General features: G+C 61.3%; 7 protein-coding genes. All 7 read right to left on the reverse strand.

Features of this window, described 5'->3' with window-relative positions:
• Nucleotides 1-19: 19 nt before the first annotated feature.
• Complete coding sequence (locus OH491_RS12335; RefSeq protein WP_145928862.1) at nucleotides 20-1,054, reverse strand: hypothetical protein; 1,035 nt, start codon at nucleotides 1,052-1,054, stop codon at nucleotides 20-22.
• Between the two features lies 1 nt (nucleotide 1,055).
• Nucleotides 1,056-2,495 (reverse strand): O-antigen ligase family protein, encoded by a 1,440-nt coding sequence (locus OH491_RS12340; RefSeq protein WP_084442294.1) that lies wholly within the window; start codon nucleotides 2,493-2,495, stop codon nucleotides 1,056-1,058.
• A gap of 11 nt (nucleotides 2,496-2,506) precedes the next feature.
• Nucleotides 2,507-3,361 carry a hypothetical protein gene (locus tag OH491_RS12345; protein WP_145928861.1) on the reverse strand — a complete coding sequence of 285 codons (855 nt, stop codon included), beginning with the start codon at nucleotides 3,359-3,361 and terminating at the stop codon, nucleotides 2,507-2,509.
• A gap of 80 nt (nucleotides 3,362-3,441) precedes the next feature.
• Nucleotides 3,442-4,425 (reverse strand): hypothetical protein, encoded by a 984-nt coding sequence (locus OH491_RS12350; protein ID WP_145928860.1) that lies wholly within the window; start codon nucleotides 4,423-4,425, stop codon nucleotides 3,442-3,444.
• 36 nt (nucleotides 4,426-4,461) lie between these two features.
• Nucleotides 4,462-5,376 (reverse strand): hypothetical protein, encoded by a 915-nt coding sequence (locus OH491_RS12355; RefSeq protein WP_068770990.1) that lies wholly within the window; start codon nucleotides 5,374-5,376, stop codon nucleotides 4,462-4,464.
• Nucleotides 5,377-5,451: 75 nt separating this feature from the next.
• Nucleotides 5,452-8,028, reverse strand: a complete 2,577-nt coding sequence (locus tag OH491_RS12360; protein ID WP_068770989.1) for an autotransporter outer membrane beta-barrel domain-containing protein — start codon at nucleotides 8,026-8,028, stop codon at nucleotides 5,452-5,454.
• A gap of 84 nt (nucleotides 8,029-8,112) precedes the next feature.
• Nucleotides 8,113-17,262, reverse strand: coding sequence for a TonB-dependent receptor domain-containing protein (locus OH491_RS12365; RefSeq protein WP_342751045.1), 9,150 nt, complete (start codon nucleotides 17,260-17,262; stop codon nucleotides 8,113-8,115).
• Nucleotides 17,263-17,305: the final 43 nt, after the last annotated feature.

The following is a 17,305-nucleotide window of genomic DNA, read 5'->3' on the forward strand; positions in this document are numbered from 1 at the left end:
TGTTAATTCAAATAGGTTTTCAGTCTGACGCGCCTTGGTGAGACGGTATATTCTCTAAAATTCTGCGCCCATCCGGCGCACGCTTGTAGCGCGCCCTGATTTCCCGATCCGGGAGGATTTGGACCAAGCCCTTGGCTGTCAGCCTCGTCTCGCTTACAAAGCCCTTTTTTTTATCCCTGATGACGATATAGTTGATTCCGACTTTTGTTCCATATTCATACGTAAAGTCGTTGTCCTCGCGAAGCGCGACCGGGGGATCGCCGAAACTGAAAACCTTGGCGGGATGCCTCCGTTCACGCCACGCATACTTGTTGCCATTGCCATTTTCGGTGCTCCAGCTTTTCAATAATAAATTTTCGTATTGCAATGAGACGCTGCCGCAATCCCCCCCCTTGATCCTTGTGAGACAACAGTCGTCCGACCAAGACAGGACATTGCGTTTTGTATCCGAAAATTCCATAACTTGGACGTATCCAAACTCGCAATATTCGATCTTTAATATTTGCCTGCCATTTCCCGCCGCGTCCAGCCGGGAAGCTTGGAGAATGGATTCCCTGTCGGTTGCAAACACAACCAGACCCCAAACGGGGTCGGTGATCCTATCCAGCCATCCATTTTTATAGCACCATTCCTGTCCATTGGCATGGTTCAATCTTGCGCCAATGCCGTCCGGGGCGGCACGGACGAACCAGCCTGACACAGAATCCTTATAGGCGTTTATTTTATGGAAAGCAATTTTCCGCCCATCCGGTCTTATCCAAGTCATGTCCCCGCCTTTGTTTTGGTGAAGGCAAGTCCGCAAGCCTGTGATTTGCCATTCCGACTTGGCACCACGTTCGCGGGAAGGCGTCACTTTGTGTATCGCGACAAACCTGAAACCGAGCTTGGACAATTCGGGAGTGGAACCCAGATTGAATCTCACACGGGGCAGCCCCCACAAGTCCACATGTCCCAGATTGTGCACAATCTGCGCGCTTATGGAATCCTCCCCGGCGCTGACACACGGCAAAAGTGTGCAGAAGAGCAACGGAAGCAATGTCAACCAGTAAGGCATGTCAAAACGAAGCATTATTTGAGCAGGCAAACAACCGTCTCCAAAAAACAATATTTTCCCGCACGATAATTCGCTGCCCGAGTTGAGGGGAATAAACCGGCTTGATATTCATAGTGGTGGCCCAACGCCGCCACGGCAGACTGTGTTCCGAGGAATCCTGCTCCGGCAGGCATAGCAACAGCCTCGGGCAATCAATCTTGGCACCGTCGCCGCGACGCGGCGGCGCGGTCGGGTGCAGCAAGACAATATTCCCGTCGTCATGAGGGGTGTCAAAAATGCGCGTGGCATGGAATCCCGCATAGATTCGTGGATTCCCCGAGGGCTTTTCTTCCCGTCCCGTAACATGCCACGGCGGATATATAATCGCACTCCGGACGGAAAACAACGGGGCGGCGGCTCTGATGGCGCGTCCGTAAAAAGGCCCGAAAACCGCCCCATCCGCCCAGATTTCCACCTGCGCGCGGGGATTGTCCGCGCCTCCCGGGTGCCCGCGTTTGCACAGCGTGACTTTATCGGTGGCGCTATCCTTGATTACCAACCATTCATAACGCCGAGACGCATGCCGACCTGCGCACCAAAGGGCAGCCGTGGCAGCACAGGAAACCAAAGCGGCCCGGAACAACGCGCCAAGGACGGCGCGCACCTGCGAACGGGCCGCGCCAACCACGATCAAAAACATCGCGAACAGAGGGAAGATCCATAGCAAGGGCTCCATCCACAGGCTGCTCCAGACATTGGCCAATCCCCACGCAACCAGGCAGGCTCCGGCAGCCGCCATTAATAAGGAGTGCTCTCGTGTAACCGACAAAATGACAAGAAACGCCAGCAGCAACACGGCAACCGCCAGCAGGTGCAGCCCGTATTCCACGGCGACATCCAGGTAGCTGTTGACAAAGCCGACCGGCCGCTCCGCCGCATCCAAGGATTGATACCAATTGGCATATGCAAGTCCCCCGTTCCGAAAACCCCAGCCATTAAAGGGCGAGTCGTGGACCATGGCAAGAGCGCCCCGCCACATTTCCAAGCGGTTGGAAACGGACTTGTCCGTCGCGAGGTGTCCCGGCGAAAATCTTCCGACGGCCCCCACCAGCACCAGAAGCAGAGCGGCAACCGCAACGCGCGGCGCAATCGCCTTCAGGCATGCGGAAAGCCGGACCGGCCCGAGCCTGACGACAAAAAAGAACAAGGCCGCTCCGGCGGCGGCCATGAAACCGCCCCGCGAGCAGGTCTTTGCCAGCAAAAACCAAACCGTCAGCTCAAGCAAAAGCAGAAAAGGATGCGCATACCCAAGCGCACGATGTTCCTTCTTTTTGGCCGTGACAAAACCGGCAATTACCCAAACCAGAATTAAAACAAACACCAAAAATGCCGCCCATGCATTTGGATTGGGCCAGTAAACGCTCCATCTCAAATTTCCGTTGTGAAAATATTCGGAGGGCATATGCGGAGTTGCTATTTTTTATTTGCCACCTGCCTGCCTTCATTGCCGGTCAGTCCGCTCCATATCTGTTTCAGCACATCCATTTGCCGGGGGCTTAAAAAATCACCCGCCTCTTTTATTATCACTTCTTCTTTTGCGGATAGCATACGCGCTGATGCCTTGGCAATGCCGGGCGCGCGCGATCTGATATGCTCATTGGCCAGCATGACACCGTTGTCCTTGAAAAGGCGCACCATCTTATCGACATCTTCAGCGTCGAGTTCGCATCCCGATTCTTTCATTTGCTCCGAAATGGAACCGGCCAGCTCCCTGCAAGGCTTTGTATCACGATAATAAACCAACGCCTCAAACACCTCGTCGCCAAGCGGCTCTCTCAGGTCGGATTCAAACTGCCGCCGCCGGGCATCCAGATTAGCCCTTCTGATCGCGGGATCAACATTCCGGTTCATCCCGCCTTGGCGCATCACATTACGGATTGTTTCCAAATCCCGTGCCAAGGCGGCGCAGATCAAGTTTTTTTTCTCCTCACTCATTGGATATTTTGAGAAAAATGCCCCGTATTCTTTTTCAAATTCCGTCAGTCTGTTCGTACCTGTTGCGCCCTGCCTCCGGCTTGCGCCCGGATTTGTCATCCTAACGGCACTCCCATCGGGGTTGCCATATTGCTTGGGGTTCCGTCCTGACGCGGACCAGCCGTCCGTCCCATCTGGAATTGATCCACCCTTCGGGTGCTGCGGATTTCCGTTCGCGCCTGGAGGCAAAGCCCCGCCCTTCCCAGACGCGACCGCATGGAATATATTCATGGCAGCGCTGACCGTTAAAAGTGACAGCAGGATTATCACTGCCGGGATATATTTGATTTTCATGATTAGTTATTAGTGCGTTGTTTTTCTTTCACCGTGACCGGTATTTTGCGCTGGCGCGCCTTGGGATTTCACAATAGCATTTAGTTTTCCACTGACTCGCTATTTATCTTGCTGACAAGGCCGTCCCAGTAGAATCTCATTGCCTCCGCTTGATTTGGATTTATGATCGCGCCAGCTTCCCTCATCACATTGCTCTCTGCGCTTGTGAGCGAACGTAAAATATTCTTGCTCGCATAAGGTATTCGCAACCTATACCACTCTTCATCGTAACGCACTCCGTTTTTTTTGAGAACATCGACCAGCAAATCGACCTGATCAGCGCTTAGTTCCGACCCCGTCACGGCGATTTGTCCGGCGATTTCATTGGCCAGTCTTCGCTGACTCAGTGTTTTTTGATAATACACAAACGCCTCGAATGTCTCGTCACCAATCGACCCTCGAAGAGCCTCCGCAAGCAGGCGCGCCCCTTCTTCCACATTCGCCATTCTGACTTCCATGTCCCCCTTTCCCAGCTCGCCCCGACGCATCAAGCTCAGGGTGAAATCGTTATTTTTATCCAAGGCTATCCGTATCAATTCCTGCTGACCTTCGCTTAGCGAGTGTTTTGCAAAAAACGCCGCATAGTCCCTTTCGAACCGCTGGATTGTCAGCGGTTTTTCACTTGTTGCGAATGGTTTTCCGCCATGGCCTTGAGATGTTTTTTTGCTGTTTTTGGCATCCTTGGCCCTGGCAATTGTCTTGGCGACAACATCGCTCCTTTCCTTGGAACCGGCACCAGCAGTCTTTCTCTTTGCGCCGTTATCTTTTGAGGACTGAAACAAATCTCGTCGTAGAGACAGATTGCCTTGGTTCACGTCCGCAAACCCCTTTGACCCATACCCGGAATTCCTGGCCTTCTCATCATTTTGCCTCTCGTCGTCCGAAGCACTCCCGGCGTAGCGCCAGCCTCCAAATGCATTCGCGAGCAGGCTGTTCCCAGACTTGACCGCATGGATGTTTACGGCGACGCTGGCCGTCAACAGCAAGAGCAGGGTTGCCAAAATAAAAATATATTTAACTTTCATGATGATCAATTATTGATATTCATAGGCAAGACCTTGTTATGCCATGGAGGAACCACCTTCCAATTCCGCCAGCCACTCATTTAGAAGTTCGATTTCATCGTGTTTCGCCTCAATATTGAGGTTAAGATTCTGAATTTCTTGCGCGATTTCACTCAAATCAAACTCGATTGATGAGATATCAGATTGGGCATTCTCAATAATTTCACTCACATCGTCAAGATCCGCCAGCACCGCCTCTAGGGAATCAACATATCCGAGCAATTCGGATTCCATCGCGTATATTATCCCGCTGAGATCATCCGCGTCGTTTTGAATATTCGAGATGCCTGTTTCCACCGCCTCCGCAGCCGACTCAGTTTGCTCGAGTTGCTGCTCATATCCGCCAATCTGGCTCTCAATCTGGCCCATCTCCACATAGATCATTTCCAACTCCACAGCTACATATTCCTCGTCCGACGCGTCGTAATCCCCGTTGTCCATCGCCGCTTCCAATGCATCGGCCTCGCCTTGCAGCTCATTAATTTGATCGTTCAGGATATCAATGGTGTCCGTGATGTCTTGGATCTCCTCCAAGTATGCATCCAAAGTTTCGTTGGCGTCGGCTATTTGATCAAAAAGCGAATCATATAGGCTTTGGTAAGCATCAATATCAGACTGTATTGTTTCAAGTTGTTGATCCAACCCGCCCTTTTCGGAATCTAGATTGGTCTGTGTGTCAAGCGCGTCATTCAGCAGCGCCTGTGCCAGAGCCAACTCACCTTCGAGACCGGATTTTTCAACCAAGGCGTCATCATACGCCTGCTGCAACTCAACGAGCTCATCATTGAGCCCGAATATCATCGCCCGCAACTCGTCCGCGGTCATGGCACCGCAGACCATCCCGAATGACATGCAAAGAAAAAGGCAAAACGTTGCCGACAGTTTTTTGTAAATGTTGATGTTGGTTTTCATGGGTTTGATTTGGTTGGTGTTTAATTCTGAAAAATTTTGTTCATTCTGTCTAAAAATAAGATTCGGTTTTGTTGGTCAGAACGCATAGGTAACGCCGCCGCGGATGCCGACATTTTCGTTGGCGGCGCCGCGGTATTCGGAATGGTAGCGCAGGTCGATGCGGAGCTTGCGGGTCGCGCTCCAGTCGATGCCGGCGTCCAATCGCCAGCCGTTGGCGTTGATGCCGGGGGATTCGATGTCGATGCGCCCGCCGAAGAGGTCGGCGCTGAGCACGCGGGTGTCGCTTTCAAACTCAGCCAGCCACGCGTAATGGAGAAAGGGGCGCAACATGCCCGCCTTGGTACTGAAGCTGCGCGCGACGCGGACACCCAACTTGCCTTGGAGGGAAGTCTCCTTTTGTTCGTAAACAGACAGGCTGGCTTCGCCGGCGTTGCGTTCCTGAAAGGCGTCGGCTTTCCAATCCAGCCATTGCGCGCCGACGATGGGGGTGACTTCAAACCAAGGAAGATTGAGCGTGAAGGCGAGCGAGGCGGCGGCACCGAGGCGGGTGCCGCCGGTGTCGGCGTCGGCCCAGGTGGCGAGCCGGGTGAGCGCCACGGAGCGGGAGGATTTATAATCGTCGGCGCCGTAGAAGCCGGCCAAGTTGAACTGGAAGCGGCCCTTGTTATAGCGCGCATTGAGTCCGAAGGTGTAACTGTCCACGTCGCAGGAGCCGCCGGCGGTGTCGAGATCGAACTCGGTTTGCTCGTAAGCGGCAAAGGCGCCGAGGATGGCGTTTTCGCCGAACGCATAATCGACACCCGCGACCGAGGCAATGACGCCGTAGTTGGAATAGGCGGCAAGGGCATCGCGGGCATGCGACGCCTCCTGCCGGTAACCTTCGAGGAAGGTTTGCCACGAGCGTTTTTTGCGCTTGAAGGCGGCGTCCTGATACATCCTGTCCTCCATGCTCTGCACCATCGAGTTGGCGCGGACGACGGCAGAGGGGAACCACGACTGGTAGTTGCTGGGGGTGAGCTGGTCGAGAACGTCGCGGTAGAGCATGATGGAGGGCTGGCGGTTGAGGGCGTCGAAGAGTGGCTCGAAGGTTTGGTAAACATCCCCATTATTGGCCGCCAAGGCGTAAACCTCGTCGACTTTTTCAGCCGCCGCCAAGTATTTGCCGGCGAGTTGGGGCGAACTGGCGAAGGGAAGTTGTTCGAAGGAGACGAGGAGAGTGCGTTTTTCGTGGAGGACGCCGCCAATGGTTTCGTTTTGAACATCCCAAGCCCAGGAGTAGCGGATGGAGGTGCTGGAGGGGAAGGAGACGTGGGTGTCGGCGAAGTTGCCGTCGAGGGCGCCGGCGGTGCCGGTAATGACGCCGTCGGTCACGGTCTCGGTGACGGGGGCGGTGACGGTCATGAGAGCGTAGGTGCCGGTGACGAGGGGAAAGGTGTCGGCGAGGCCGACGACGAGGTTGGCATCGCCGGGGGCGGTGGGATGCGCGGGGCTGTGGACGGTGAGGGTGCCGGAGATGGCGAGGCGGTCATATACGGTGGGAGTGACGAGGTCGAAGCTGAGGTTGCCGTAGAGATTGACATTGCCGTTGATGGTGAGAGGGGCGTCGGCGGCGGTGTTGCGGCGACCGGGCGTAAGCTGGCCGCCTCCTTCGACGGTGACGTTGCCGTTGATAATGCCACTGCCGCCGAGGGTGGACGCCGACCATATGTCGATGTTGCCGTTGTGGACGCCGTCCACAATGTATTGGGCTCGGCTGCCGCGGAGGCGGAAGGCTGCGCGGCCATCGCCGGTGAAGTTGACGATGCCGGTCATATGAGTGATGTCGCCATAGACGTCGCAGGTGGCGTTGCCGGTGTTGTCACCGTAGAAGAGGCCGGACATTTCGCTGGTCTGGCCGGTGCCGAGGCTGGCGTTGATGCTCACGTTCCGCGCGCCGACGTAGATCACAGTGCCCGGGTCGGTGCGGAGGAGAGCACCGATTTCGACGGTTGCGGTGCGGCTGGCATTGGTGGTGGTGACGCTGCCGGATTGCATCCAGACGAAGGGGACGTTGCCGGACTGGGAGACGTCCATCTCGGCATTGCCGAGGAGGGTGAAGACGCCGAGTCCGAGGCCGCTGGCGGCGAGGCGCACACCAGCGGAGGAGTTGGCGAGAGTGAGGCGAGTGTAGGGGTGGAGGATGACATTCGTGGCGAGCCGGGTGGTGGCGTTGCCGGTGGTGTCGGGCCGTGTGATGCGGTAGGAGGAGCCCATTTCGGCACCGATGACACCGTTGAAAACGAAACCGCGTCCAACGGGGTTGATTTCGAGCCAGCCGTTTTCGTTGCCCGCGAACTCAAGGGTGTAGGCCTTGCTGGCACCGGTCTGGATGCTATAGAGGGTGAGGCGTTTGTCGCCGGCATCGGTGTGGTTATAGGTGATGCGCTTGTTGGGGATGGCGGGGTCGCCGGGCAGGCGGATGGCGATGTCGGGGCCTTCGAGGACGACGGGGGAGCCGTTGTCGGTGCGCCAGTTGGCGGGGTTAAGGAAGTTGTTGTCCACCGCGCCGGTCCAGTCGGTGAAGTGGTCCGGGATGGGCGTGAGCTGGGCGCGGAGGGCCGCTGCCGACAAAAGGGCGAGGGCGAGAGGGAGGGATTTGGCGAGGAATTTCATGTTATGGAAAGGAGGATTGAAATGCGGAATGCCGGACTCCGGCAGGGATTGCGTGCTTGTGGTTTGTCAGTTCCGCATTTTCGTTCAGAAGTTGGCGCGGACGCCGAGGTTCACGACGGTGCCGGCGGTGAAGTAGCCGCCGGTACGGTCGAAAATTTTGCGGTCGTCGCCCTGCGCGGTGATATTGCGCCAGTCGAAGCTGGCGGACCAGCGGCTGCTGATCTTGTAGCTGAGGCTGAGGTCGAAGCGGAGGGATTCATTCTGCCAAGTGACCTCAAAGGGGTTGGTCCTGAGCCTGCGCACGTAGCGGTCAACCCAGAAGCCGGCAATTTTGCCGCTCCAGCGTCTGCCATTGTAGCGAAGCTGGAGGGAGGCAGAATGCTTTTTGATGTTGGTGGTGGGAATCGTCTCCAGAATCATCGGGCTCAGCAGGTATTCGAGCATGATGTCGGGACTGACGGTGGAGGAGGGTTTGTCGATGGTGTGGCGTTTGACCTGGCGAACGGGATCAGCGTAGGAATAGACGCCATAAAGCTCAATGTTGCGCAGGCTTTCGTGGATGAACCCGAGGCGCTGGCGGTAGGCCAGCTCGAAGCCTTGGTTCGAGCCTGTGCCGATGTTTCGCGGGGTGGTGATGGCCCAGAGTCCGGCGGGCATGCCTTCCCTATACAATATATCGTCGGCGGTTGCATTTTCGGGCACATCGGTGACGGTGGCCTCCTCGGGGATATCGGTGACGGTGAGGAAGGTGAGGTCGTTTTCGATGAGGTTTTTCATCTTCTGGTGGAAGAGGGAGAGGGTGAGCACGCCGCCGTCGCGTCCGCTGGGATACCACTCGAAGGCGACATCGTATTTTTCGGAGGTCGAGGGTTTAAGCTCGGGGTTGCCGCGGTCGATGGTGCGGTAGGCGTCGTTCCATTCCTCATCGGCCATCATCTGGCCGAGCGGAGGGCGGCCGATGCTGGTGGTGCGGGCGAAGCGGACGTTGATGTTCTTGTGGGGCGTCCACCTAAACTGGAGGTTGGGGAAGGCACGGGGGGCCTTTGGTTTCACGTTGTCGTAATACTTCCGGGTGAAGAGCAGGCGCATTTTTTCATCGAAGCCGATGCCGAGAAGCGGGTTGGGTATGTAGGAGGGGTTGTTGATGGGGTGAAAGTCGGGAGCCTGAATCATCGGGGAAACGGTGTCGAATTTTCCGCCGGTGGCGAAATACTCGGAGTTCCAGCGCTCGACCGATGGACCCCAGCCGCTCTGGCGCGAATCCTCGAAGCGCATGCCGGTGGTCATGACAAGATTGCGGAGCAGGCGGACGGTGAACATAAAGTAGGCGGCTTGGTTGGATTCCTCCTGGTATTTCGCGCCGCGCAACTCGGTGTAAAGGTCGCCGGAGGTGGAGGTGTCCTCGTTTTTGGTGTAAAACGCCTCGGGGGTCGCCTGAAGATAGTCATAAATGGCATAGGGGTTGACCCAGACGGGGACTGGCACATCGAAGCCCCAATCGTTTTTGAAATAGGGGTCGGAGAACTGGCGCAGGGCGGGTTCGGAGGGTGTGCCGAAGTTGGGGAGGTTGGCGCCGCCGGTCATGCGGTAGCGGCGCTGGAAGCGGCGGGTGTCGGTGGAGCTTTCGCCGTAGCTGGCGCCGATCTTGGTCTCCACGATAATGGAATGGTCGGTAAAGGGCACGGTGAAGGCCAGCGGGGGCAGGGTGAGGTCCACCTTGGCGCCGCGGTTTTCGCGGGTGGTGAGGCGCATGCTCTGGTAGAGGATGAGGTTGCTGTAGTTGTCGATGTTCTGGTAGCTGCGCGGGTCGTCGGCGGTGATGACGCCCAGGCCGTCGTGGGAGGTCTGGACGATGCGGCCGGTGCCGTTGCCAGAGAGGTCGAAGATGTTGAGACCGAAGCCGGTGGCGTTGTATTCGACGCGGAAGTTCTTTTCCGGGTCGGGGTCCACCTCGGCGCGGCTCCAATTGGCGGAGTAATCGAGGCGGAAGTTGCCGAAGCGGTGCTTGCCGCCGCCGCTGACGGCGAAGTTGCGGTTGTTGGGGGAACTGACGCTGTTGCTCATGCTGATGGTAGTGCCGTTGGGCGAGACCATGGTGTCGAGGTCCGAGCCGTCGCCGCGGGTACCTGCGGCGACGTTCATATAGCGGGAGTAGGCGCCGATGCCGCGGACGAAGCTGGCGGAGGTTTTGAGGTAAAACGTATGATTTTTGGACGCGAAGGGCTGGAAGTCGAGGTTGAGCGAGATGGAGCGGCTTTCGGACTGGCTGGCCCCTTCGGTCCACTGCAAACGGCTCACGTAGCCGACGGTGTCCGGCGTGACTTTGTTGCCGGTGAGCAGCAACGACTCCGGCGTGTAGGTGTAAAGCCAGTCGTTGCGGCCGGGCAGGCCATATTCATTGTTATAACGGTAATTGCGGCTGAAACTGGCGCTGAGGGCGACGCCGATTTTGCGCTTTGTGCCAAAGGATTCCGAATAAGAGAGGCCGAAGCCGGGCTGGATTTTGCGGGTGGGGGTGCGCGCACCGCCGGGGGTTTTGTCGAAGTCGAGCTCGGCGGTGTTGAGGCTCAGGCCGCTGTTGAAGGTGATGCGGCGTCCGCGCTGGGTGAGGGCGCTCTTGGTGGTGATTTCGACCGCGCCGCCCATGCTGCCGGCTGACTTGTCGGGCGTGGGGGCGATGTCGATGGTGATGCTCTCGATGTTTTCCAAGGCGACGGTTTTCAGGTTGAAAGCGCGGCTTTCGGTGGCGGTGCCGTTGCCGATCCGGGCTTCGCCGTCGAGGCCGGCGGTGGCGACGTCGTTGCCGTCCATGGTGACGTTGGTGGCCTCGGGGTCCATGCCGCGGATGCGCATGGTGGAGGCGTCCTCGCCGTCGTAATCAATGGTGACGCCGGGGAGGTTTTTCATGAGTTCGCCGAAGTTGCTGTCCACGATGTTGCCGAAGGAGTCAGCGGCAAAGATGGCCTTCTGGGTGGCGGACATGCGCTGTTCCTGCAATATGCGGGCCGAGCCCTCGGCTTCACCCGCGACCACGAATTTTTCCATCACATAAACCTGTGCGGTGAGGTTGAAGTCGGCGGCGGCCTCGATGCCGTCGGCGACGGTGACTGTCTGCGTCTTTTTGTCGAGACCGGCGTAGGAGGCGGTGACGCGGGCGGCACCGGCGGGGACGTTGACGAGGCGGTAGGAACCGGTCGAGTCGGTGGTGGTCTCGATGCTCGTGCCCTCAATGGTGACGAGCGCGCTGCCGAGGTATTGGCCGGTGGCTTGGTTAAGGATGCGGCCGGTAATGGAACCGGAGCCAGTTTGCTGGGAAAAAACTGAGGGGCTGAAAGGCTGAGAAACTGAAAGGAAAAATGCGAGGGCAAGAAGGATCGTGTGGCGACGGGCGGCGCTGCGGCGCAGCGCACGAAACGCGGCAAGAAGCGCGAGGGCGCCCAGATACCAGAGGGCGGGCGCGCCGCCGCCATGGCCACCACCGCCACCGCCGGCGCCACCGTTGGGTTGGTTCGGGCTGGCGTCGGAGACGGAAAGAAACGCGCTGGCGGTGCGGGTGCCCATCGGGTTGGTAGCCATCACGCTATAGTCGGCCACGTCGGAGAGTTGCACGTTTTCGATGATGAGCGTGGCGGAGGTGGCGCCGGGGATGACGATACCGTCCTTATACCATTGGTAGGTGGGAGCGGGAGCACCGGTTGCCGCGGCGGTGAGGGTGGCGGTGGAGCCGAGGGGCACGGACTGGCTGGCGGGCGGGGTGAGGATGGAGGGGCCGATTTGCAAGACGCGGACGGTGTGGTTGCCGGTGTCGAGCACGTAGATTTCGCCGTTGACGGCATCGATGGCGACGCCGCGCGGGCTGTCGAGCAGCGACTGGTCCACGGCGCCGTCGGCGGTACCGGGCTCGTCGGCATTGCCGGCGAAGGTGATGACGGCCCCGGTGGCGGTGTCGAGCGAGCGGATGGTGTGGTTGCCGGTGTCGGCCACGAGGAGGACACCGGCGGCGTCGAGCGCGAGGCCGGTGGGCGAGTTGAAACGCGCGCCGGTGTCGCCGTCGTTGCCGCCAATTTCGCCGGCGATGCCGGCGAGGATGGTGACTTCGCCGGTGGTGGTGTCGAGGCTGCGTATGGCATGGTTGCCGGTGTCGGCGATGTAGAGGCACGCGCCATCAGAGGAGAGGGCGAGACCGGTGGGCGAACTGAAGGCGGCGGTGCCGCCAACACCGTTGGCGTAACCATCCGCACCGGTGCCGCCGACGGTGGTCATGGTGCCGGTGGCAGGGTCGATTTTGCGGATGAGGTGGTTGCCGGTGTCGGCCACGTAGAGCGCGCCAGTCACGACGTCGAGAGCGAGGCCGGCCGGGGTGTTAAGCGCGGGGGCGTTGCCGGTGAGCGCGAGCGGGGTGAGGGCGCCGGTGGAGGGGTCCACTTTTGTGATGGCGCCGGCCTCGGCGACGTAGAGGGTGGCACCGTCGGCGGAGATGACGATGGCGGCGGGCTGGCTGAGGCCGGTGACGAGGGTGGAGACGGTGCCGTCGGGCGCAAGGGCGCGGATGGCGTTGTTGGCGGTATCGGCGATGTAGAGCGTGCCGTCGGGACCAACCACGGCGGCGCCAGGGGAGTTGAAGCGCGCGGTTTCGCCCGGACCATCGTCGGCGCCGGATGCGCCCGCCTCCCCGGCGAGTGTGGTTAGCGCGGAGGCGCCGTTGATGGTGATGACGACGAGCTTGGCACCGGAACCGGTGATGTTGGAGGCGACAAAAGCGACCTCGAAGACGCCGCCGACGAGGGGCGCGCCGCTGATTTCACCGGTCCTAGGGTTGACGTTGAGGCCGCTGGGGATGCTGGTGACGCCATAGGTGCGCATGTAGGCGGGATACATATTGGAGGCGAGGAGGGTGTGGTTGAAGGGCACGCCGACGGCAGTGGTGAAATGATCGGGGCTCAGGATCTCCGGCGCAGGCGGGTTGACGGTGATGGTGACGCTATAGCTGGTGGTGCCGGAGAGGTTCCACGCGGAGATGGTGCCTTGGATGACGAGCGGGGCAGTACCGGAGGTGGCCACGTTGGGGCAGGCGCCGGTGATGAGTCCGGTGGCGCTGTCAACGGAGAGGTAAGCGGCGGGATTGGCGGCGACTCCGCCGATGGACTCGGTGAAGCCGCTGATGGAGTAGCCGAGCGGCTCGTAATTCCACTCCGGCTGCCACGAGAACGCCTCGTGCTGCACGGCGATGGTGGAGGTGGTAGTGAGCAGCATGGGCCGCGGGTGGGTAACGGTGAGCGAGAGCGAGAGCGTGCCTGCGCCGCCGAGGTTGGAGGCGGTGAGGGGAACGTCGGTGGCGCCAACCTGCTCAGGCGTGCCGGTGATGCGGCCGCGGGCGGCGTCGAAGACGAGGCCGGGGGGCAGCGCGCTAGCGGTGTAGCCGGTGACGGGGCGGTCGGCCGTGATCTGGTAGGACATTTGGCGTCCGCGCTGGACGATGATGGCCGCCTCGCTGGTGATGGCCGGCGGCGGTGGCGTGGTGTCATACACGATGAGGCGCAGGGTGCCGTCAACGGCGCCGGAGGTGTTTTCGGCGCGGAACTGGACGGCATGCTCGCCGGCGGCGGCGAGAGCGCCGGAGAGGATGCCGGTGGCAGGGTCGAAGGCGAGACCGGCGGGCAAGTCTCCGACGACGGAGAACTGCGTGGGTGCGACGGGGTCGCCAGTGGCGGTGAGGGTATAGCTGAAGGGCTGACCGGTGATGGCCTCGGCCACGAGCACGCTGGTGAGTACCGGGCGGGGAATTTCGCCGCCGGTGACGGTGACGCGGATCTGGTTTTCGCCGACGTAGGCGAGCGCGCCGGTGACGCCGGGGGCATCGGGCGACGACCATTCGAGCGAGGGGCGTCCGGAGAAGTCGAAATCGGAGAAGAGCGCGGTGTAGACGCCGTTGGTGATTTTGCCGCCAACGGGAATGACGGGGCGGACCTTGAGGGCGCCGCCCTCGAACTTGACCGCGCCGCCGACGGTGGGGCCGGCGAGTTCGCCGGTGGCGGGGTCGGCGGCGAGGAGCAGTCCGGCACCGTCTTGGAAGGTGATATCGGGCGCGATGATGGCGGAGCCGCCGAAGGCCGCCGAGCTGCCGACGAGGATGGCGCCGGTGCCGTCGTGCCGCCCGGTGAGGAGCAGGCCGCCGTCATAGACGGCGGTGTTGCCTGTGTGGGCGAGTGAACCGGTGAGGGTCATCATGCCGGTGCCGGTCTTGTGGAAGTTGGACAGGCCGGCGATGCTGCCAGCGAAGGTGGTGTCCACGTTTTTCGCGCCGACGCGGTAGGTGACCATGTAGCCGTTGGCACCGCCGCCCAAGCGGACATCGGGGCTGGAGCCGGCGAGCGCGCCGATGACGAAGGTGTTGCCGCCAGAACTGGTCGTATGCGAGAGGTTGGCGGATTTTCCCAGCACGAGCGTGGTGTTGAGGTAGCCGGTCGCCCAGTTGAGGTTGCCGGCGGCGGTGGGGATGCGCATGCCGCCTTCGCCGTTTATTATCAGTGTGCCGTTGAATGACTCGGGGTTGAACAGGTCGAAATCGGCACGGCTGATGGTGGTGGCGAAGTTGATGGCGAGGGTGCCGCTGCCCATCGGGCGTCCGCGCATGGTGAAGCGGTTGCGGCGGAGGTCAATGACGCCGGACTCACCCTCGTCCACGAAATAGGCGAGTGACTCACCGCCGACGCTGCCAGCGGTGTCGGTGTAGTTGACGGCGAGGGTGCCGCCGTTGAACACGACCGAGCCGTTGTAGGTCTGGTAGCGCAGCACCTCGCCGGAATCGAGTGTCATGAGGCCGACCCAGCCGGAGACGGCAGCGGGGAAAACGACGGTGCCGCTGCCCTGCATGTGCAGCGAGGCGGTGCCGGAAATGGTGGTGCTCGCCGAGGTGACGATGCGCAGGGTGCCCACCGAGTTGTTAAAGGTGAGGTCCGCGGGGATGTAGGCGACCGAGCCGGTGGCGGCGAGCTCGTCGGGGACGACGAGGGTGACGGTGTCGGTGACGGCGGCATCGTCGAACCAAAGCCGGGCGCCGTCGGTGTAAGTGGCGGGGGCGCCATTTTTGGTCCAGTTGGGCGTGGTGGTGTCCCAGTCGCCGTTGACGGCACCGGTCCAGACAAGCGCGTCGGCGGGGGGAGGCTCGACGATAACGAGGGTGAGCATGGCGGCGACGGAGCCAACGGGGTTGACGGCGGCGATGGCGACACTGCTGGCGCCGGGGGCGGCGGGCGTGCCGGAGATGAGGCCGGTGGCGGGGTTGACGGCGAGGCTGTCGGGCAGGCCCTCGGCGGCGTAGGTGGAGGGATTGCCGGTGGCGGCGATCTGGTAGGAGAAGGGTTGTCCGGCGGTGCCGGTGACGCGGAGCGGACTGGTGATGACGGGCATCTCGTAGGCGTTGAGCACGAGCGTGGCCGTGCCGGTGCCGACGGCGTTGGTGGCGGTGAGGGTGACGTTGCTGGTGCCGACGGTGGTGACGGCGCCGGAGATGACGCCGGTGGCGGGGTCAAGCGAGAGGCCACCGGGCAGGCCGACGGCGGTGAAGCCGGTGAGCAGGCCGGGGAGCGCGGTGATGCGGTAGCTGAACGGCGCGCCGACGGCGGCGGCGGCGGTGAGCGGGCTGGTGATGGACGGCGCAACCGAGGGCGCGGGCGGGGCGTCGATGGTGATAACGAGCGTCTGCGTGGCGGTGCCGCCGAGGTTGGAGGCGGTGATGGTGACGCTGGTGGCGCCAACGGCGTCGGACGTGCCGGGCGGGGTGCCTGTGATCTCGCCGGTGGCGGGGTTGAGGGAGAGACCCTCGGGGAGACCGGTGGCGGCGTAGCGGTCGGGGATGTTGGTCGCCGCAATCTGGTAGCTGAACGGGATGCCGGCAGTGCCGGTGGCGGTGAGCGAGCTGGTGATGGCGGGCGGCTGCGGGACGTTGAGTGTGACGGTGATCTTGTCAACGGTGCGGTTGAAGACGACTTCGCCGTCCACACGCGGGCCGGTCCAGGTGATGACCGACGCGCCGGTGATGCCCTCGGTGGCCTCAAGCACGGTATAGGTATGCGTGCCGGTGAAAATGGGATCGCCGTCCCCGGTGCTGATAGTGGAGACGTTGAGCGTGGCGCCGAGAGTGGCGGCGCCGATCACATGGGGACCGGAGAGGATGCCGGAGCCGACGCCGGGCGTGGAGTTGAAGGTGCCGACGAGCAGGGTCGCGCCGTCGGCGAGGGTGAGGTCGCCGGCGACGAAACTGTTGCCGCCGAAGCCCGCGCCGGGAGCGATGGAGACAGGGCTCTGGCCAAAGAACGCGCCCGCGAGGTGGAGCGTGCCGGACTCGACGGTGGTGGCGCCGCCGTGGGGGCTGGTGCCGGTGAGGGTAAGCACGCCGGTGCCGATCTTGGTGAGGGAGGCCTTGGCGGAGGAACTGGCGTCAATGAACTCGCCGCCGTAGGTGGTGTCGAGGTTTTTGCCGCCGACGACGTAGGTGGTGCCGGGGGCCTTGTCGGAGGACTTTAATTGCGCGTAGGTGCCGGTGCTGGCGAGGGCACCAATGGTGACGGTGGGGACGGCGAGACCGGCGTATTCCTCGAGGCGTGTGTTGTCGAGGACGAGGGTGGTGTTTTCGAGGACGGAGGCGACGGTGGCGGGGCGGTGCTGGAACGCGCGGACGGCGGTGGCGGTGTTGGAGGAGAGAACGAGGTTGCCGGTGAAACCAGCGAACTGGGCGTCGAGGAACTGGATTCTGTCGCCATCAGCGACGATTTTGAGGGTGCCGGCGCCGGTGAGGATGGTGGTGAACTTGAGGACGCGGGAGTTGTTGTTACCGATGAAGACACCCTCGGCATCCTTGGGGACGTGGAGCGGCCAGCCGGGTGTGCCGAAATTGGCCTCGCCGCCGGTGTAGCGGGTGTGGGTGAGGGTGCCGCCGGCGAAGACGACGGGACCGAGGGTCGGGGAGGCGGGGGCGGTGTTGGTGAGATACGCCTCCATGATGCCGGCCTCCAGCGTGGTGGTGCCGGTGAAGGCGCCGACGGCGCCGTTGTGGCCGGTGAAGGCGAGCTTGCCGGCGCCGCGCTTGATGAGGGGCGTCGTGCCGGTGATGCCGCCCGTGGCGGTGGTGGTGGCAAAGGCAAGGTCGCCCGCGATATCAACGGTGACGGAACCGGGGGCGACGGGCGCGGGGAAGGCGACGGTGCCAGTGACGGAGGAGTCGTTAAACACCACGGTGTCGCCGTTGGTGTAGAGCGCGGGGGCGCCGTCGCGGGTC

Origin of the sequence: Termitidicoccus mucosus, assembly GCF_038725785.1 — a bacterium.
Classification (GTDB): Bacteria; Verrucomicrobiota; Verrucomicrobiia; order Opitutales; family Opitutaceae; genus Termitidicoccus; species Termitidicoccus mucosus.